The organism is Salegentibacter salinarum, assembly GCF_900168115.1.
GTDB classification, from domain to species: Bacteria; Bacteroidota; Bacteroidia; order Flavobacteriales; family Flavobacteriaceae; genus Salegentibacter; species Salegentibacter salinarum.
Genome location: NZ_FUZC01000006.1, coordinates 204,551 through 222,824, shown reverse-complemented (window position 1 = coordinate 222,824; position 18,274 = coordinate 204,551). Strand labels below are relative to the sequence as shown.

21 protein-coding genes are annotated in these 18,274 nt (G+C 37.6%); 9 read left to right on the top strand and 12 right to left on the bottom strand.

Annotated features, from left to right (window positions below; translation table 11 throughout):
- Window positions 1-13: 13 nt before the first annotated feature.
- Both gldC and gldB read right to left on the bottom strand, forming a co-directional pair.
- Window positions 14-352 carry a gliding motility protein GldC gene (gldC, locus tag B5X53_RS09510; RefSeq protein ID WP_079712988.1) on the bottom strand — a complete coding sequence of 113 codons (339 nt, stop codon included), beginning with the start codon at window positions 350-352 and terminating at the stop codon, window positions 14-16.
- Entirely contained in the window at window positions 352-1,311 is a 960-nt protein-coding gene (gldB, locus tag B5X53_RS09505) for a gliding motility lipoprotein GldB (RefSeq protein WP_079713024.1), read from the bottom strand. Before gldB ends, gldC begins: the two co-directional genes overlap by 1 nt.
- 105 nt (window positions 1,312-1,416) lie before the next feature.
- On the opposite strand from gldB, the gene nadE reads away from it, so the two are divergent.
- Together nadE and B5X53_RS09495 are read left to right on the top strand one after the other, a co-directional pair.
- Window positions 1,417-2,208 (top strand): NAD(+) synthase, encoded by a 792-nt coding sequence (gene nadE / locus B5X53_RS09500; RefSeq protein WP_079712987.1) that lies wholly within the window; start codon window positions 1,417-1,419, stop codon window positions 2,206-2,208.
- Window positions 2,209-2,321: 113 nt separating this feature from the next.
- The gene (locus B5X53_RS09495) at window positions 2,322-2,960 is read left to right on the top strand and encodes a response regulator (RefSeq protein WP_079712986.1); all 639 of its coding nucleotides are present in this window, start codon (window positions 2,322-2,324) and stop codon (window positions 2,958-2,960) included.
- Here B5X53_RS09495 and dnaG read toward each other — a convergent pair.
- The 4 genes from dnaG to B5X53_RS09475 form a co-directional block, all read right to left on the bottom strand.
- A complete protein-coding gene (gene dnaG / locus B5X53_RS09490; RefSeq protein ID WP_079713023.1) occupies window positions 2,953-4,914 on the bottom strand; it encodes a DNA primase in 1,962 nt (653 codons plus the stop codon). The genes B5X53_RS09495 and dnaG overlap by 8 nt on opposite strands.
- Before the next feature lie 191 nt (window positions 4,915-5,105).
- Complete coding sequence (locus B5X53_RS09485; protein ID WP_079713022.1) at window positions 5,106-6,158, bottom strand: hypothetical protein; 1,053 nt, start codon at window positions 6,156-6,158, stop codon at window positions 5,106-5,108.
- Window positions 6,159-6,210: 52 nt separating this feature from the next.
- Window positions 6,211-6,975: a hypothetical protein gene (locus B5X53_RS09480; protein ID WP_079712985.1), complete on the bottom strand. Its 765-nt coding sequence runs from the start codon at window positions 6,973-6,975 to the stop codon at window positions 6,211-6,213.
- Window positions 6,962-7,522 carry an RNA polymerase sigma factor gene (locus B5X53_RS09475; RefSeq protein WP_079712984.1) on the bottom strand — a complete coding sequence of 187 codons (561 nt, stop codon included), beginning with the start codon at window positions 7,520-7,522 and terminating at the stop codon, window positions 6,962-6,964. The genes B5X53_RS09480 and B5X53_RS09475 overlap by 14 nt, the downstream gene beginning before the upstream one ends.
- A gap of 133 nt (window positions 7,523-7,655) precedes the next feature.
- Here B5X53_RS09475 and rluF point away from each other — a divergent pair, with 133 nt between their 5' ends.
- The 4 genes from rluF (at window position 7,656) to B5X53_RS09455 (ending at window position 10,453) form a co-directional block, all read left to right on the top strand.
- A complete protein-coding gene (rluF, locus tag B5X53_RS09470) occupies window positions 7,656-8,465 on the top strand; it encodes a 23S rRNA pseudouridine(2604) synthase RluF (RefSeq protein WP_079712983.1) in 810 nt (269 codons plus the stop codon).
- 93 nt (window positions 8,466-8,558) lie between these two features.
- Window positions 8,559-8,981 (top strand): VOC family protein, encoded by a 423-nt coding sequence (locus B5X53_RS09465; protein WP_079713021.1) that lies wholly within the window; start codon window positions 8,559-8,561, stop codon window positions 8,979-8,981.
- Window positions 8,982-8,999: 18 nt separating this feature from the next.
- Window positions 9,000-10,019 (top strand): AI-2E family transporter, encoded by a 1,020-nt coding sequence (locus tag B5X53_RS09460; protein ID WP_079712982.1) that lies wholly within the window; start codon window positions 9,000-9,002, stop codon window positions 10,017-10,019.
- A 32-nt stretch (window positions 10,020-10,051) separates the two neighbouring features.
- A complete protein-coding gene (locus B5X53_RS09455) occupies window positions 10,052-10,453 on the top strand; it encodes a YkvA family protein (protein WP_232764159.1) in 402 nt (133 codons plus the stop codon).
- Between the two features lie 97 nt (window positions 10,454-10,550).
- Here B5X53_RS09455 and B5X53_RS09450 read toward each other — a convergent pair whose 3' ends face one another.
- The 5 genes from B5X53_RS09450 to argS all read right to left on the bottom strand — a co-directional run bounded on the left by B5X53_RS09450 (window position 10,551) and on the right by argS (window position 15,233).
- Window positions 10,551-11,462 (bottom strand): bifunctional 5,10-methylenetetrahydrofolate dehydrogenase/5,10-methenyltetrahydrofolate cyclohydrolase, encoded by a 912-nt coding sequence (locus B5X53_RS09450; RefSeq protein ID WP_079712981.1) that lies wholly within the window; start codon window positions 11,460-11,462, stop codon window positions 10,551-10,553.
- 37 nt (window positions 11,463-11,499) lie between these two features.
- Window positions 11,500-11,685: a four helix bundle protein gene (locus B5X53_RS19520; protein ID WP_394341620.1), complete on the bottom strand. Its 186-nt coding sequence runs from the start codon at window positions 11,683-11,685 to the stop codon at window positions 11,500-11,502.
- Complete coding sequence (locus B5X53_RS19515) at window positions 11,682-11,759, bottom strand: hypothetical protein (RefSeq protein ID WP_317042318.1); 78 nt, start codon at window positions 11,757-11,759, stop codon at window positions 11,682-11,684. Before B5X53_RS19515 ends, B5X53_RS19520 begins: the two co-directional genes overlap by 4 nt.
- A 164-nt stretch (window positions 11,760-11,923) precedes the next feature.
- The gene (gene ffh / locus B5X53_RS09440) at window positions 11,924-13,252 is read right to left on the bottom strand and encodes a signal recognition particle protein (protein ID WP_079712980.1); all 1,329 of its coding nucleotides are present in this window, start codon (window positions 13,250-13,252) and stop codon (window positions 11,924-11,926) included.
- A gap of 202 nt (window positions 13,253-13,454) precedes the next feature.
- The gene (gene argS / locus B5X53_RS09435) at window positions 13,455-15,233 is read right to left on the bottom strand and encodes an arginine--tRNA ligase (protein ID WP_079712979.1); all 1,779 of its coding nucleotides are present in this window, start codon (window positions 15,231-15,233) and stop codon (window positions 13,455-13,457) included.
- Window positions 15,234-15,322: 89 nt separating this feature from the next.
- Between argS and B5X53_RS09430 the strand changes: the two genes are divergently transcribed.
- Together B5X53_RS09430 and B5X53_RS09425 are read left to right on the top strand one after the other, a co-directional pair.
- Complete coding sequence (locus B5X53_RS09430; RefSeq protein WP_079712978.1) at window positions 15,323-15,748, top strand: hypothetical protein; 426 nt, start codon at window positions 15,323-15,325, stop codon at window positions 15,746-15,748.
- A 106-nt stretch (window positions 15,749-15,854) separates the two neighbouring features.
- A complete protein-coding gene (locus tag B5X53_RS09425; protein WP_079712977.1) occupies window positions 15,855-16,487 on the top strand; it encodes a MarC family NAAT transporter in 633 nt (210 codons plus the stop codon).
- Window positions 16,488-16,489: 2 nt separating this feature from the next.
- Here the strand turns inward: B5X53_RS09425 and B5X53_RS09420 are convergent, their stop codons facing one another.
- Entirely contained in the window at window positions 16,490-16,693 is a 204-nt protein-coding gene (locus tag B5X53_RS09420; protein WP_079712976.1) for a hypothetical protein, read from the bottom strand.
- A 69-nt stretch (window positions 16,694-16,762) separates the two neighbouring features.
- On the opposite strand from B5X53_RS09420, the gene B5X53_RS09415 reads away from it, so the two are divergent.
- Entirely contained in the window at window positions 16,763-18,208 is a 1,446-nt protein-coding gene (locus B5X53_RS09415; protein ID WP_079712975.1) for an SDR family oxidoreductase, read from the top strand.
- The last annotated feature ends 66 nt before the right edge of the window (window positions 18,209-18,274 follow it).

The window sequence follows — 18,274 nt, the reverse complement described above, 5'->3', positions numbered from 1 at the left end:
TCCTCAAGATAGTTTACTTTTGAGTGATTTCAAGCTTTTCAGCAAAGTAATCGCAAAAATCTTTCATTGTAGCAGTCATTTTTTCGTCCTGGGTGGCACGGTTAAAAGTATCACTCATAGAAACCAGGGTTTGGTGAAAGAATTTCTTCATTTCATCCACCGGCATATCTTTGGTCCAAAGATCTATACGCAGTGTTTCCTGCGATTTGCTGTCCCATACAGAAAGCATTAACGCCTTGGCATCTTCTTTATAAACGTTCCCGTCTTCGGCACTCCAGGTAATTCCTTCAGGCACACGATTTTCATCGGTTACTACCTCTATATTTATTTCTGATTTCTTAAATTCTGACATTACTTTCTTGGTTTAAAATTCGCTTTATTAAATATCGTTTCGGCATCTGTATTTATCATCTCTTCTAAAGATGCATCGGTTTTATCCATATAGCTGCGCACAATTTGCCAGCCTATATACTGGCCAAGTCTGGAGGGAGATTCGGCGTCCAGTTGTAGGTAGAATTTTGAAAATGGTGCAGGATATAAAAACCGGGAATAAAGTTCGGTATCGGTATCAAAAAACAATTCATTTTCTACAAAATACCGCCATATTTGCGCTTCGTTTTTTTGCGCCCAGCTAAATTCTTCTTCGGTATACCCTATTTTTTCAGAGTCTGGGGTTTCAGGAATAAACTTATCTTTTAAGTATAATAATTTCCCGTAATACACCATATGTGCAAGGAAAGTTCTGGACTTTGGCCTTTCTACATATTTTTCAGCATAAGCGTTTGCAACATCAGGGATTATTTGATCTTTTCTGAAATTCTTCTTTAAAAATTCCTGTATCCCAACATAGAAATGATGCTCTTCCCCCAAATAAGTATCAAGGGAAATGAATAGATAATCATTCTGAAGAATTACTTTATTTTTATAATCAACTTCAGAAGTTACCGTAAATACTTTTGGTGCTTCAAACTTCGGAAAATAATATTTTATATGCTGAAAAAGACTATGGAGTTGGGCCCTTTGATTTTCAAAAGAAGAAAATTCCTTGCCTACTTCAATATTTATTTCCTTCTGAATGGTATCATTAAGTTTTTCAATCCAAACACTATCTGAAAACTGCTGCGGAAACAAAAACGGATATTCCTGTTTTAAATCCATAAGTTTTTGGGGCGTAGCTTCGGCAAATTCACGGTCAAAACGTATCACTTCAAAATCTACCGGCACTGCTGCGATCTCTTTTTCAATTTTAGCATCTTCATTGCACGAAACCAAAACAATGGTGCAAAGCAGGAAAATTATTTTTTTATACATAGGCATTCTTTATGAAGGCTTTAACGCCCTGCCCTTTTAATAATTATGTTTAAATAGTAGATTTGTGTGCAAAGGTATTATTTACAAACTTAATCACCCAAAATTATGCAAACTGAAAAAGTGGTAGATCACATAGTTAACTGGTTAAAGGAATACGCTACAAATGCCGGAATGAACGGTTTTGTGCTTGGAATAAGCGGCGGAATTGACTCGGCAGTAACCTCAGCACTTTGTGCGAAAACCGGTTTGCGTACGCTTTGTGTTGAAATGCCAATTCACCAGCATACAGACCAGGTAACCAGGGCTCAACAGCACATTGATTGGTTAAAGCAACATTATGCTAATGTCACTAACCTGGAAGTTGACTTAACTCCTGTTTTTGACGAATTTAAAAAAGCGGCTCCGCAGGTTGAAGCTTCAGACACTTTAGATCTTACTTTGGCAAATACACGGGCAAGATTAAGAATGTCAACTTTATACTATTTTGCCGGCTTACATGGCTACCTCGTTGCAGGAACCGGTAATAAAGTAGAAGATTTTGGAGTAGGGTTTTTTACAAAATACGGAGACGGTGGTGTAGACTTAAGCCCAATCGCCGATCTTATGAAAACTGAAGTTACTGAAATTGCAAAATTTTTAGGAATTGGTTCTGCCATTGTAAGTGCCGCACCAACCGACGGACTTTTTGGAGACAGCCGTACCGATGAAGATCAAATTGGCGCCTCTTATCCTGAATTGGAATGGGCGATGAAAGAAGCCGAAAATGGAAAAACTGCTGATGATTTTGATGGAAGGAAACACGAAGTTTTCAAAATTTATAAAAGTCGGCATAGTGCTAATTTACACAAAATGAAACCCATACCCGTGTGCGATATCCCCGTTAATCTTAAAAAATAATCATTTTATCGATTAATGTACTCAAAAGATAAAAGTAGAGAGAAAATCGGTTATTTTTAATAGTATATACGCGCTTGTCCTACCCTGGCGTGTTTTTTAACCAACCTTTTATTATGAGTACAGTATTAATTGCAGATCATCACCCTGTGGTGCATGAGGGTATCAGGGGTATCCTTAGAAACAATCCGGCGCTTGAGGTAGTAGGCAGCGTCCATAGCGGGATGGAGCTGTACGGATTTTTAAGCGAAAGCCAACCGGATGTCTTGATTATAGAAATAGACCTTCCGGAAATAAACGGGATTAACGCACTTCGCACCATTAAAACCGATTATTCTAAAGTAAAAATTCTGGTTTTTACGGGTCATCCTGAAGAAGTTTATGCATTGAGCGCTATAAAAGCAGGAGCCGCAGGATATATTTCTAAACTTGCAAAACCAGATGAATTGGAAAAAGCGATTTACCAGGTAGCAAGGGGTGGAATTTACCTGAATAAAAAAATTACCGAAAAACTCAATGCAGGGATGTCTCCTGGAAGAAATTTAATCGCAAAATTTAAGAAACTCTCCACTCGTGAATCTGAAGTTTTAAACCTTATCGCTTCCGGAAAACGAAATAAAGATATCGCTGAAGCGCTCTCGATTAATGAGAAAACGGTAAGCACTTATAAAACCAGGCTGCTTAAAAAATTACAGGTAGATAATATTGCTGATCTCATTACGAGATCAAGATTATTGCAAATAAACACTACATAACCCGGTTAAGTTTCTCTGAGAGAACCTTCTTCAAACTAAGATAATCTTTTACATCTTCCAGCACATGTTGGGTGTTCTGTTCTTCATCTGGAGTTTTCACTTTTTCTGAAAGTTCGTTTATCTTCTGATTGATTAAAAACCTACGTAAAGAAAGAATGGTTTCGCTAACGTGCCGCGAAATAGTCTCGGTTTTTGCTTTTACAAAAATATTCTGGCGGTCCCACTCGTGCAATTTATACTGCTCCTCTTCCATTAAAATCGAAGTGATTTCTGAAGCCTGCTCAGGATCTATATCGTTGATGAAGTTCTTAACCTCAAATTTTTCTTCACTGTTTAAACGAGTCATTAATTCAGTATAAATATCCCTGAATTTAGGATTGGTAAAAGCAATTTCATCTTCCTGGAGATCTAAAAAAATCTTCTCAAAAACCCTTGTTCTCTGTATTTCCTTCTCTAAACCGAGCTCCCCATCTTCCTTTTCTTTTAAAACCAAATCTTCAAATTCTTCTTCTACAGTTCCATACTGAAGCAGCAGACTAATAATCTTTTTTTCAAGCTCGTATTGCTCATCTACTTTAGCTGTTTTGGGCTGCGGCTCTTCCTTAACTACATTAAAAGATTTATTTTGCTGGTTTTGTGGTGAAGTTCTTCCACTTTTCGCATTGAGTTGCGCCAGACTGGAAAAGAGGACATTTTCAGAAATATCCATAATCCGGGAACATTCCTGCAAATAAACTTCCTGCTGGATAGTATCCGGAATCTTTGATATACTGTTTACAATATCCCTTATCAATTCAGCTTTTTTTACCGGGTCTTTCTTCGCTTCTTCCATTAAAAGCGAAGCCTTGAAACTGATAAAATCCTGGGCGTTTTTCTGTAAATATTCAGCTAGAGCTTCATCTGAATTATTTTTCGCAAAACTATCGGGATCCTCTCCCGCAGGGAAAGTGCATACCCGAACGTTCATCCCCTGTTCCAGGATAAGATCTATTCCGCGAAGTGAAGCTCTAATTCCCGCCGCATCACCATCAAAAAGTACGGTAATATTCTTCGTTAATCGGTTAATTAAACGAATTTGATCTGGTGTTAATGCTGTTCCAGAGGAAGAAACTACATTTTCTATCCCGCTTTGATGGAACTGAATCACATCGGTATAACCTTCCACCAAAAAGCAATTATCTTCTTTCGCGATGGCCTGTTTAGCGAAATTAATTCCGTACAAAACCTTGCTCTTGTGGTAGATATCACTTTCGGGTGAATTCAGGTATTTGGCCGCTTTTTTCTCGTTGCTAAGAATTCTTCCGCCAAATCCTAAAACCCTGCCGGACATCGAGTGAATTGGGAACATCACCCTTCCTTTAAACCTATCAAACTGCTTTTCGCCTTTTACAATGGTTAGCCCCGTTTTTTCCAGATATTCTAACTTATACGCTTCAGCAAGGGCTTCTTTAGTAAAATCGTCCCACTCGTCTAATGAATAACCGAGTTCAAATTGTTTGATTGTTTCTAAGGTGAAGCCACGCTCTTTAAAATAGCTTAAACCAATGGCTTTTCCCGGATCGGTTTTATGAAGGTTTTTTTGAAAATGTTTATTGGCAAATTCTGAAACCAAATACATGCTTTCCCGCTCATCGGCCTGCTGCTTTTGCTCGTCGCTTTGCTGGGTTTCTTCAATCTCAATTCCGTACTTTTTGGCTAGGTATTTTATAGCCTCAGGATAAGTGAAATGTTCGTGTTCCATCAAAAACGCCACCACATTTCCTCCTTTTCCGCTAGAGAAATCCTTCCAGATTTGCTTTACTGGAGAAACCATAAAGCTCGGTGTGCGTTCATCACTAAACGGACTTAAACCTTTAAAATTAGATCCCGATTTTTTTAGTTGAACAAAATCGCCAATCACCTCTTCTACACGAGCGGTTTCAAATACATTATCTATAGTGGATTTTGAGATCAAATCGGTCTTATTTAAGCCTCTAAACCTCATAGGTTTGGTAATCTATGAGGTTTATTAACGGAGAGCAAAATTACTAAATAAAAAGCGGCTAATTCAAATATTTTAGTAACTAAGATTTGATCCCGATCTTCAGCGAGATAATCTAACCAGGCACATTATATGCGCCCATGGCTTTAAAATATGCGGCTTCATTAATCCACATCAAACCGAAGTCCTAGAGAAAAGTTATGTAATTCCTTATTTGGGTCTTGAAAAATTGGATTTAGATCGTATTTCCCATAAAGTGTAGCACCACCCCAACCCAGGTAGGCACTCACCCCGTAAACCAAATCGTTGGTATTATAATTATTTTTTAATTTCTCTTTTACCTTATCGCCATCCTCTTTATACTTGAGTTTTTGACGTTCTCCAATATTGAAACCGGCATAACCTCCAAAGCCAATTTTCAGCATTTTATAGGTAGAAAAATGCAAACGATCTTCGGTTTCGGTTTTTGTAGAAGGACCAATTTCAAAATGAACCGGAACTACCAGGTTATCCATTCTAAATTTAGATTTATCAAGATCTAATGCGAATTCCTGCAGGTAGGTTTCGTCTCCATCTTCAACAAATATTCGGTTCTCAGTAGGCTTTAGCCCATTGAACTGAAATGAAACCCCATAGCGCAAACGTAACCAGTTTGTTTCTTTAAAAACGCGTGTTTTCCACGCCCAGCCAAGTTCAAAAAACCGGCTGCCGCCCAATTTAAAATCTGAATCGTTTAGAGACTGACCTTCTTCCAGGGCGTTATTAAAACCAACGGCAACAACTAAATCGCTCGTGGTGCGGTTATCGTACTTATTTTTCTTATTAATATTGATATCCAAGGCTTTTCCCTTACCGCCAATAGCTATATAATTCTCTGAAGTATCATCATTTCTGTCCCTGAGTTCCATTTCATTTTCCAGGATCGCTATTTTATTTTCAATATTTTTAGCGTGCTTTTCAGCGTATTCCTTCTTCTGTTTTTCGGCTTCTTCTTTGGTGAGCTCACCTCTTTCCAGCTCCCCGTTTATACGCTCAATCTGGTATTTTAGTTTTGTTTTCTCCTTTTCAATAATTTCAGCCTTTTGCTTTTCAAAAAATTCCCTGGCTTTTTCTTCTGAAGATATTTCTGTTTCTGCAGAAGCAACTTCCTGCGCCGCAACCTGCTGATGCGCAAAACTGAATACTAAAAGTGTGACGTAAAAAGTAAGTGTTTTCATAATAATTGTTTTTGATGTTTGATGAATGACCCGTTTGTGGGATTTTAAATGATTAATAGTTTCTATTGGCAACCGCAGTTTTTGCTTTTAAATAACCTTCCTTTAAAACTTCAAAAACTTTTGCTTTAAAAGACTGGTAAATTTCGTCTTCTACTTCAGCTAAAAGCGCATTTGCATTTATTTCAGTATTCGAATTATAAAATTGTGAGTTGTTTCGTTCCCTGCTTATTTCTGAAGCCGCTTGAGCTAACAAGCCGTCTATTTCATCTTCAGAAATTTCCTCGTTTTTGGCAGTTGCAGCAATTACTTCTTCAAGTTTAGATTGTATTAATTTTTCTTCTGAAATTGGTGGTTCCAGGCTTATTGTTTCTAAAGCAATGGCTTCTTCATACTTATTTTCTTCGGAAATTGGTGTTTTAGCAATTTCTTCTTTTACAAACGTTTCAGCCTTTGCTGCAATTTCATTTTTCCCATTCTTTTCAACTGAAACTTCCTCCCCTTCTTTACTTTCTTCCGAAGCTATTTGCGTATTATTTTCCTGTGTGAATTCTTGTTTTACTTCCGGCTTTTCTATAATCTCGTTTACCGGTTCTTCAACAACCTGCGGACTTTCTGAGAAATTATTATTCCTCATAAATGTTCCTGCAATTAGTAAAACTGCGACCGCTGCCGCGATATATTTCCAGGGGGTTTGAGAAGTGATGTTTTCTTCGGCATTTAACTTAGCTTCTAACTTTTCCCAGCTCTGGACAGAAGGCTGAATTTGCCTTTTTCCCATTTTTTCCCTTGCGTTTTCTTCGAATTTATTTAATTCCATAATCCGATGTATTTTGTGTTTTTAACTGCTCCTGCAACATTTTTCTCGCTTTAGACAACTGCGATTTTGAAGTCCCTTCGGTTATCTTCAGCATTTTCGCAATCTCGGCGTGCTTATATCCTTCTACCGCATACATAACAAAAACCATCCTGTAGCCTTCCGGCAAATTGTCTATGATGTTTTGAATATGAGCCACGTTTAGCGCTGTATCCATTTCGGCAGAAAAACCAGGATCAGTAATTTCTTCGTCACTAAAAACAATTTTCTTTCGTGATCTCAAAAAAGAAATTGATTCCCGCACCATAATTTTTCTTATCCAACCTTCAAAACTTCCTTTAGATTCAAAATCGTTAAGGTGAGTGAAAACTTTTAGAAATCCGTTTAGCATAACTTCTTCGGCGTGATGTATATCTTTTATATACTGCCGGCAAACACTAAGCATTTTTCCCGAATGCAACTCATATAATTCGCGCTGCGCCTTACGGTCTTTTTTAGCCGCACGCTTTATTAATTGAGTTTCGTTTTTAAAGAGTTGAATTACTTTCACCCGATTTTCTAATTAAAAGGCCTTCTATTTACATAGACGCAGGAAAGTTACAAAAGGTTGCCTGCACCTTGATTATTTTTTAAAAAATTAGTTTCGCGGCGAATTCTTGTATCTTTGCAACACAATCTTTTTTATGTCTGAACCGAAGCTTACCCGAATAAATAAATACCTAAGTGAAATTGGTTATTGTTCACGCCGTGCCGCCGATAAACTCATAGATCAGGGCCGGGTGACCATCAACGGAGCTGTTCCTGAAATGGGAACTAAAATTGGCCACGATGATGTGGTAAAAGTAGACGGAAAAGCAGTTTCTGAAGCAGAAAAAAAAGAACCTAATGTTTATATCGCGTTCAATAAACCGGTAGGCATTGTTTGTACTACCGATACCCGTGTGGAAAAAGATAATATTATTGATTATATAAATTATCCAAAACGAATTTTCCCAATTGGCCGATTGGATAAACCCAGCGAAGGACTTATTTTTCTTACCAACGATGGCGATATTGTAAATAAGATTTTACGCGCCAGGAACAACCACGAGAAAGAATATATAGTTTCAGTCAACAAACCCATTACTTCAGATTTTATTCGAAGAATGGGCAATGGAGTGCCTATCCTGGGAACTACCACCAAGAAATGCGAAGTAGAGAAATTAGGAAAAAATGACTTCAGAATTATACTTACACAAGGCCTAAACCGACAAATTCGTAGAATGTGTGAATTTTTAGGCTATGAAGTTACTGCGCTTAAACGCATTAGAATTATGAATGTTAGCCTGGACGTTCCGGTGGGAAAATGGCGTGATCTTACACAGGAGGAACTTGACACCATCAACAAAATGGTAGACGAATCCAGCAAGACTGAAGAAGCATCCCGGCTTAAAGCTTCATCTCTAATATCCAATGCAAAACCCCGATCTGGTAAAAGACCTCGTAAAGATTAAATCTTAACACATTATTAGCGCTGTGGCTTGCCCGCATGTTAAGATTACATGTTAATTTTAATAGCGTATAATAATGTAATTCTTTTAAGTTTTATGAAGGTACAACCGTTTCATTTAGCTATCCCGGTATCAGATTTAGAAAAATCCAGAAAATTTTATAAAGAAACCCTGGGTTGTGGCGAAGGCCGCAGCAGTGATCATTGGGTTGATTTTAATTTTTTCGGACATCAATTAGTAATTCATTACAAACCAGCAGAAGAGACCGAAAAAGCACACAGCAACCCGGTAGATGGGAAAGATGTGCCTGTACCGCATTTTGGGGTGGTCCTGGAATGGGACGTATTTCAGGAATTTGCTAATTTACTACGTTCAAAAAACATAGAATTTGAGATAGAACCGTACATTCGTTTTGAGGGGCAGGTTGGCGAACAAGCTACTATGTTTTTTAAAGACCCCAGCGGAAATGCACTGGAATTCAAAGCGTTTAAAAATAAAGACCAACTATTTGCAAAATAACCAACCAAGTACAAAAATATGGATAGATTAAAACCGGCACTGGTACGGCAGATTTTCGTACTAATGCTCATTCTCTTTTTAACGGTTTTAATTTTTAAAGAAATTATCCCATACCTCTCCGGGGTTTTAGGGGCGATTACTTTATATGTTCTTTTGCGCAACTGGATGAAGAAATTACTGGCCAGGGGATGGAAACCTCCGGTAGCAGCAGCGCTTTTAATGGCAGGATCTTTTGTAGGAATCCTTGTGCCTATTATATTAATTGTAATTATGCTTACTTCAAAAATTAGTAAAGCTGTTGCAAATTCTGAACGTGTAATTAGGGCCGTAAAAGAACAACTTACTGAAGCTGAAACTTATGTAGGCTATAGTTTGAGTGAATCTATAGATACCTCATCGGTTACAAACTGGATGTCTGGAAACCTGCAAAGCCTGGCAGGCGGTACATTTAATGCCTTTATTGCTATTGGTATAATGTATTTTATGCTTTACTATATGCTGGTTAAAAGGGATTCTATGAAATCTTCGCTTATTTCGTATATCCCACTGGGGAATGATAATTTGGAGATAATAGCAAAAGAGAGTGACCAACTGGTAAAATCTAACGCATTGGGTATTCCGCTGGTGGCTATATTCCAGGGAATTATTGCACTTATTGGATACTTGATTTTTGGCGTGCCAGATCCTTTCTTTTGGTTTGTTATAACTGCCATAGGATCTATGATTCCATTTATAGGGACCGCTATAGGTATTCTCCCGGTTGTAATACTTTTAATAGCCCAGGGAGATAACTGGCAGGCCATTGCAATGTTAATCTACGGGTTTGTTGTTGTTGGCTCTACAGATAATATTATTAGACTTTATATCCTAGATAGACTTGCAGCCGTACACCCACTTATCACCCTCTTTGGGGTAATTGTTGGGGTTCAGCTATTTGGTTTTATAGGATTAATTTTTGGGCCTTTACTTATTTCGCTGTTTTTATTAATACTGAAAATTTATAAGAAGGAATACGGAAATGCCCACGATCGACTTTAAAAAATAACTACTAATCGCAAAAATGAAGAATTATGAATATGTTTAGTAAAAAGAAAGAAGAAATTGATGAGAAGTACCTTAAAAAAGGAGCTACACAGATTAAAGATGGTGATATTGATATTGCCGTAGATAACCAAAAAGAAATCGATGATAAAATTAACAATTCAGGTGCCTTAAGAAAATATACCGAACTGGGAAAAGTGATGTTTGGGATGCTTACAGACTACCGCAAAGGGGTTTATAACCATGTCCCCTGGTTTTCTATAGCGGCAATTGCCTTTGCATTATTGTACGTATTAAATCCACTAGATATTGTCCCCGATTTTCTACCCGGAATTGGTTATATAGATGATTTCGCACTATTAACAATAACCATAAGGTTTATTGAAACCGACCTTCATAAATATTTGGATTGGAAACTCGAAGAAGAATAAGTTCCTTAAATTTTTGAATTAAGAAAAATAAAAAAGTCCTGTCAAATCTTAAATTCTGAAGAATTTGACAGGACTTTTATTATTACTGAAAACTAAATTAAACCGTTCTGGCTTTACTGTTCTCTTTTGCTCTTTTCTTATGACGTTCTGTAGCAAGTAAGGTGTTCTTAAGTAGCATAGAAACCGTCATTGGGCCTACTCCACCGGGCACCGGCGTAATATAGGAAGCTCGTTTGCTTACATTCTCAAAATCTACATCTCCTTTAATCACATAGCCTTTTTCGACTTCATCATTAGGCACTCTGGTAATTCCGACATCAATGATAACGGCATCATCTTTTATCATTTCGGCTTTAAGGAAATCAGGAATTCCAACGGCAATTATAATAATATCTGCCTGAGAAGTAATCTGGGTAATGTTTTTAGTGAATTCATGAGTTAGAGTAACCGTTGAGTTTCCCGGGAAACCACTTCTTCCCATTAAAATACTCATAGGTCTTCCCACTATATAACTTCTACCAATAACCACGGTATGTTTTCCTTTGGTAGGAATATCGTAGCGTTCTAATAATTCTAAAATTCCAAACGGTGTTGCAGGAATAAAAGAGGTCATATCCAGAGCCATTTTTCCGAAGTTGGTCGGGTGAAAACCATCTACATCTTTATCGGGGTCAACGGCGTTTAATACTTTTTGAGTGTCTATTTGCGGAGGCAAAGGAAGCTGAACAATAAAACCATCTATATCGTCATTCTGGTTTAATTCTTCAATTTTATCCAGTAATTCCAGTTCGCTTACCGTATTTGGCAACCTGTATAAAGAAGATTCAAATCCTACGCGCTTGCAGGACTTTACTTTGGCGTTTACATAAGTTAAGCTGGCACCGTCGTTCCCGACAATTATCGCAGCTAAATGAGGGATTTTTTCACCTCTTTTCTTAATCTTTTCAACCTCAGCAGCAATTTCATCCTTAATATCGTTGCTGGTTTTTTTTCCGTCTAATATAGTCATGTTCAGTTTTCAGTTGGCAGTAGCAGTTGGCAGTTTTTCACTCAGTGCCAGCTCCAAATCTCCCGGGATTATTAATCATAAAGTTTAAAAGTTTTCCAACTTCCTGGCTCTTCTTAATCAATTTATCTTTTGTATCTAAATCTATGTACTTACAAGCATAAGCAAACTCTAACCAGCCTTGAGTCTCGGCATTTTCAGCATCACTATCAGTTACTTTGCTTATAAATGTTTCTCGTACCTTCTTTTCCTATAAGCTTCAGCAATATTTACACAAACAGAGCATGAGCTTCTTCTTATTTGATCAGTAAGTGAAAAGTTTCCTCTTTAGGAAATTTCCCGGAAATTCAAATATCTCCATAGCAAGTTCAAATTCAATCTCATAAACACGTAGCGACTTAAAATCCATATTTAAAAGTACAATTAAACTGCCTACTGAGACTGCAACAACTGCCCCCAGGAATCTACTTCATTCCCTTCATCATTTGCATCATTTTCTGACCACCGCCACCTTGCATCATTTTCATCATTTTACCCATTTGGTTGAACTGCTTCAACAACTGGTTCACTTCCTGTACCGTAGTTCCCGAACCTTTACTGATTCGTTTCTTTCGGCTGGAATTTATAATTTTAGGATTGCTTCTTTCATCCGGAGTCATTGAATGAATTATTGCTTCAATTCCTTTAAAGGCATCATCATCAATATCTACATCCTTTAGCATTTTTCCTGCTCCCGGAATCATTCCCATAAGGTCCTTCATAGACCCCATCTTCTTTATTTGCTGTAGTTGCTTCAGGAAATCATCAAAACCAAACTGGTTTTTGGCAATTTTCTTCTGAAGTTTTCTCGCTTCCTCTTCGTCATATTGTTCCTGCGCACGTTCCACAAGAGAAACAACATCTCCCATTCCAAGAATCCTATCGGCCATACGGTCTGGATAGAACACATCCAGTGCATCCATCTTCTCCCCAGTACCAATAAATTTAATAGGTTTATTTACTACAGATTTAATGGAAATTGCCGCACCACCACGGGTATCACCATCTAATTTTGTAAGGATAACCCCATCAAAATTCAATCTTTCATTAAAAGTCTTTGCAGTATTCACCGCATCCTGACCCGTCATAGAATCAACCACGAATAAAGTTTCGTGGGGTTGGATAGCTTCGTGAATATTTGATATTTCGGTCATCATCGCTTCATCAACGGCTAATCGACCGGCGGTATCAATAATCACTACATTATGGCCATTTTGCTTGGCGTGCGCAATTGCAGCTTTAGAAATAGCAACAGGGTCCTGGTTTCCTTCATCTGAAAAAACCTCAACACCAACCTGGTCACCAACCACGTGCAACTGATTTATCGCAGCGGGACGATAAACATCACAGGCCACCAAAAGTGGTTTTTTGGTCTTTTTTGTCTTAAGATAATTCGCCAGTTTTCCCGAAAAAGTAGTTTTACCACTACCCTGCAATCCGGACATTAGGATTATAGAAGGATCGCCAGAAAGATTAATACCTTCAGCTTCCCCACCCATTAACTGGGTAAGTTCATCCTTCACCAGTTTAACCATCATCTGGCCCGGTTTCAATGCTGTCAAAACATCCTGGCCAAGCGCCTTTTCCTTTACAGTATTGGTAAAATCTTTGGCAATTTTATAGTTCACATCGGCATCAACCAAAGCACGTCTCACTTCTTTTAAAGTTTCGGCAACGTTTACCTCGGTAATCTGGCCGTGCCCTTTTAAAACGTGTAAGGCATTATCTAACTTATCACTTAAACTATCAAACATAATTTTCCTGTGGTTTAATTTCCCAAAAAGGGTATAATTCTGCCGAGGCTAGCCCCGATATTTTTAAAACTTTTTCAATTCAACCTCCGGTTATAACTCCGGGGTTTTGGATTTGTATTTTCAACGAATTGCAAATTTAATGATTTGAGCCTGAAGTGAAAACTTTTTATTTCACTCCAATTTCACTATTTAATGGTTAATTCTACATTCTTTCCGGAACCTGAATTCCTAATAAGCCAAAGGAAGATTTTATAACATTCCCCACGCTATTTGCTAACTGCACTCTTAATGTTTTTTCTGAAAGATCTTCTGTTCCTAAAATCGTTACATTTTGATAAAACGAATTGAATTCTTTTACCAATTCGTACGTGTAATTTGCGATTAGAGCCGGACTATGGTTCTCTGCCGCTAACTGAATCGTTTCAGGATATAACTGAAGCTGTTTAATTAACGAGCGTTCTTTTTCGTGGAACTGATAATCTTCTATGGACTTCTTAAAATCAAAATCGGCTTTTCTTATTATAGACTGAATCCTGGCGTAAGTGTATTGAATAAACGGCCCGGTATTTCCCTGAAAATCCACAGATTCTTCAGGATTGAATAAAATCCGTTTTTTGGGGTCTACTTTTAAAATGTAATATTTCAAAGCACCCAAACCAATCATTCGGTAGAGCTCCTCTTTTTCAGCTTCGTTATAACTATCTAATTTCCCTAATTCTTCAGAAATATTCCTGGCGGTTTCGGTCATTTCAGCAATAAGATCATCGGCATCAACTACGGTGCCTTCCCGACTTTTCATTTTTCCGCTAGGTAGATCTACCATTCCGTAGCTTAAATGGTACAGGTAATCTGCCCAGTCAAATCCGAGTTTCTTCAGGATCAAAAACAAAACTTTAAAGTGGTAATCCTGCTCATTACCTACGGTGTAAACCATTCCATTAATATCGAAATCCTTCACTCGTTGAATGGCGGTGCCAATATCCTGCGTCATATAAACCGCGGTACCATCGCTTCTTAAAACGATCTTTTCGTCAAGGCCTTCATCGGTAAGATCTATCCAAACACTACCGTCTTCTTTTTTGTAAAAAACGCCTTTTTCAAGCCCCTGATTTACGACATCTTTCCCAAGTAGGTAAGTATCGCTTTCGTAATAATTTTTATCGAAATCTACGCCTAAAGCATCGTAGGTTTTTTCAAAGCCATCATAAACCCATTGGTTCATTTTTTCCCAAAGGGCAACCACTTCAGGATCACCGGCTTCCCACTTTAGCAACATTTGTTTAGCTTCAACGAAAATTGGGGCTTCAGCTTTAGCAGCTTCTTCAGAAATTCCTTTGGTTTCCATTAATTCGGAAATCTCTTTTTTATATTCCTGGTCAAACTTTACGTAATAATTCCCGACTAATTTATCACCTTTTAAACCTGTAGAATCAGGAGTTTCGCCATTGCCAAAACGTTCCCAGGCGAGCATAGATTTACAAATATGAATTCCGCGATCGTTTATGATCTGTGTTTTGTAAGATTTATTACCAGCAGCACTTAAAATTTCAGCAACAGAAAAACCTAAAAGAATATTTCTAATATGTCCTAAATGCAGCGGTTTATTGGTATTTGGCGAAGAATATTCAACCATAATTCCCTGTGCATCTTCAGCAGCGGGTAGTATACCAAAATCTTCCCTGTTTTTCATTTCATTGAAAAAATCAAGGAAATAGGCGTCGCTTAAAACAATGTTTAGAAAGCCCTTAACTACATTAAAACCGGAAACCTCGGTAACATTTTCGGCTAAATAATTTCCAATTTCCTCACCCAGTTTTACGGGATTGGTTTTTAAGATTTTCAACATTGGGAATGTCACCAAGGTGATATCGCCTTCAAAATCCTTACGTGTAGGCTGAAATTCAAGGTTTTCAATTTCAACATCATAGATTTTTTTGACAGCATCTTTAACGTGTGCAGCGAGGGTACTTTGGATGTTCATTTCTTACTTCTGTTTATAGTTTTAAGCCCTGCAAAGATAACAGAAAATAGGCTTTTGCCTATAAATTACCTATCTTTAAACAAAAAGCTATGTTATTAAATATCTCCTATAACCGGTCAAAAACCAAAGAGAAAATAGACAAGGAAGTTGGCAAGCCATTTACGCTGCTGGCTCGAATGAAATTAAACGGCACAGGTTCGCCAAAACTGCATATTACCGATACCAGTATTGATATTCATAATCTCCTGGTTTTAGACAACAATGCCAACACCTGTAATGTGGAAATGCGGCCTAAGGGAATTATCGTTATGTTTCGCTCTTTACTGGAAACTTATGCACTGGTTATTCCTTACTATAAACTTCATCTATACAAAGGCAAAGCCGAAGAATATTCTATTTACCGGGATCATTCTAAAATTAAGGTAAAAGCCGACACGCCTGCAATACACAAGTATTTTAAGAAAATCCTGGATTATAAAGCTGATAATGCACTTACGCAGGTAGGAGACCTTTAACCTAAACTTTACAAGATCTTCTCTATTTACCTATTTTGATAATCTAAGATTAATCCCGGCTTAATTTTTAATCGGTACTTCTGATGCAATTTTGCCGAAAAAATTAATGGAACTATTTATCTATGTTTTCGCGGCATTATTTTCGGTTATAAATCCACTTGGAACAGTGCCGATTTTTGTAGGATTAACTCAGGAATACTCTGCACCAGAACGATCTAAAACCTCCCTGCTTACCGCTATTAATATTTTTGTAATCCTGACGATCTCGTTTTTTACCGGGAGATTTATTTTGCATTTCTTCGGAATTAGCATTGAGTCGCTTAGAATTGCCGGCGGACTTATAATCGTAACTTCAGGATTTGCTTTGCTTACAGGTTCATTCTCTAAACACAAAGGAATGGAAAAGGAAAGGGTAAAAGACGATGCTTTTCAAAGGGATAGTGTTTCTCTTACTCCCTTAGCGATCCCAATGCTAGCCGGACCCGGCTCCATTTCGCTACTTATTGGAATGTATGAGGATTACACGATAATTTCTGAAAAAATTCTTACCATTTGTGCCATTCTTGGCGTTTGTTTAGCAACTTTTCTCGTTTTAAAAAGTTCACATTACATTGTAAAAATGTTGGGAGCTTCCGGAATTAACGCTATTTCACGAATTATTGGGTTTATTGTAATCGCTATTGGGATTGAGTATATAAGCTCTTCTGTAATAACTGTATTGAATTCAGCCTTAAACTAAGACTATCTTTTCCCAAAAGCGAGCCCGCCTATAAGGGCTAGAACGCCAAAACCTATCATTGCGTAAGATTGTGTATTATCTCCGTGAGCTTCAATTTGCAGAGGCCCGGCATCAAGAGCGAATTCAGGTGTAATTAACCGGTATAATCCGTAAGCAATCATTCCAATTCCAATTACTAAAAGCACTATCTTCAGGACGTTATTCATTTTATAAAGTTTTACTAATCAAAATGAAAAGTACTAATTTAATTGGTACTTTAAGCTTAAAATCTTTCTATGAGAATTCTTTTAACGGGTGCTAACGGTTATATTGGGATGCGTATGCTCCCCGAACTTCTACAAAAGGGGCATGAGGTAATTTGCGCTGTTAGAAATAAAAACCGTTTTACCTCTAACGAGGAATTACTGGAAAAAGTGGAAATCGTAGAACTCGATTTTTTAAAAGATGAAGAAGCACCGGATATAATAAAGAATATAGATGTAGCTTATTATCTTATTCATTCTATGAGTGGTTCCACGGATAATTTTGACACCCAGGAATCACAAGCCGCAGAGAACTTTAATAAAATTATGGCCGGCACCTCGGTAAAACAGGTGATTTATTTAAGCGGAATTATCAACGAAGAAGAACTTTCTAAACATTTAAAATCAAGAAAAAAAGTTGAAGAAATCCTTTATAAAGGAGATTTTAACCTTACTGTTTTAAGGGCGGCGATTATTGTAGGTTCGGGCAGTTCTTCGTTTGAAATTATTAGGGACCTATGCGAAAAATTACCGGTAATGATCACTCCCAGCTGGGTAGAAACCAAGTGCCAGCCAATTTCTATTCGTGATATTATTAAATTTCTAACCGGTGTAATTGGAAAAGAAGAATGCTATAATGAATCTTTTGATGTTGGCGGGCCAGATGTACTCACTTATAAAGAAATGATGCTGAAATATGCCGAAGTTCGTAAACTAAAATTATGGATTTTAAGCGTCCCGGTAATGTCGCCAAAACTTTCTTCATACTGGCTATATTTTGTGACCTCAACATCATACAAACTTGCGCAAAACCTGGTAGATAGTATGCGGGTTGAAGTCATAACCAACGATACCCGGTTACAGGAAATACTCAAAATTGACCCCATCTCTTATACCGAAGCTATTGAACTGGCGTTTTATAAAATTGAACAAAACCAGGTGATTTCCAGCTGGAAAGACTCTTTAAGCAGCGGTCGGTTTCGTAAGGAATTAAACAAATACATACAGGTGCCCAAATATGGTTGTCTCCTGGATAAACAATCGGCCGAGGTAGATAATCCCGATGAAGTTCTGGAACGCATTTGGGCTATTGGCGGCTTAAACGGCTGGTATTATGGAAACTGGTTATGGAAATTTCGTGGTTATATAGACAAGCTTTTTGGTGGAGTTGGTTTACGCCGCGGTAGAACACATCCCAATAAAATTGCGTCCGGAGATTCCTTAGATTTCTGGCGTGTACTTTTAGCCGATAAAGAGGAAAGAAGACTTTTACTATTTGCCGAAATGAAAGTTCCAGGCGAGGCCTGGTTAGAGTTTTGCATAGATAAAGAAAATGTATTACATCAAACTGCCACATTTAGACCTAAAGGAATTTGGGGCCGGTTTTACTGGTATGCGATGTATCCTTTTCACTACTTTATCTTTGAAGGAATGCTGAATAAAATTGCTAAAGGCGAACCCAAAAAACAAATAGCCTAATTCTTTCAGAATTGTTTAAATTTGAAAAAACTGCTTGCGGAAGATCAATTATAACCTGAAAAGCAA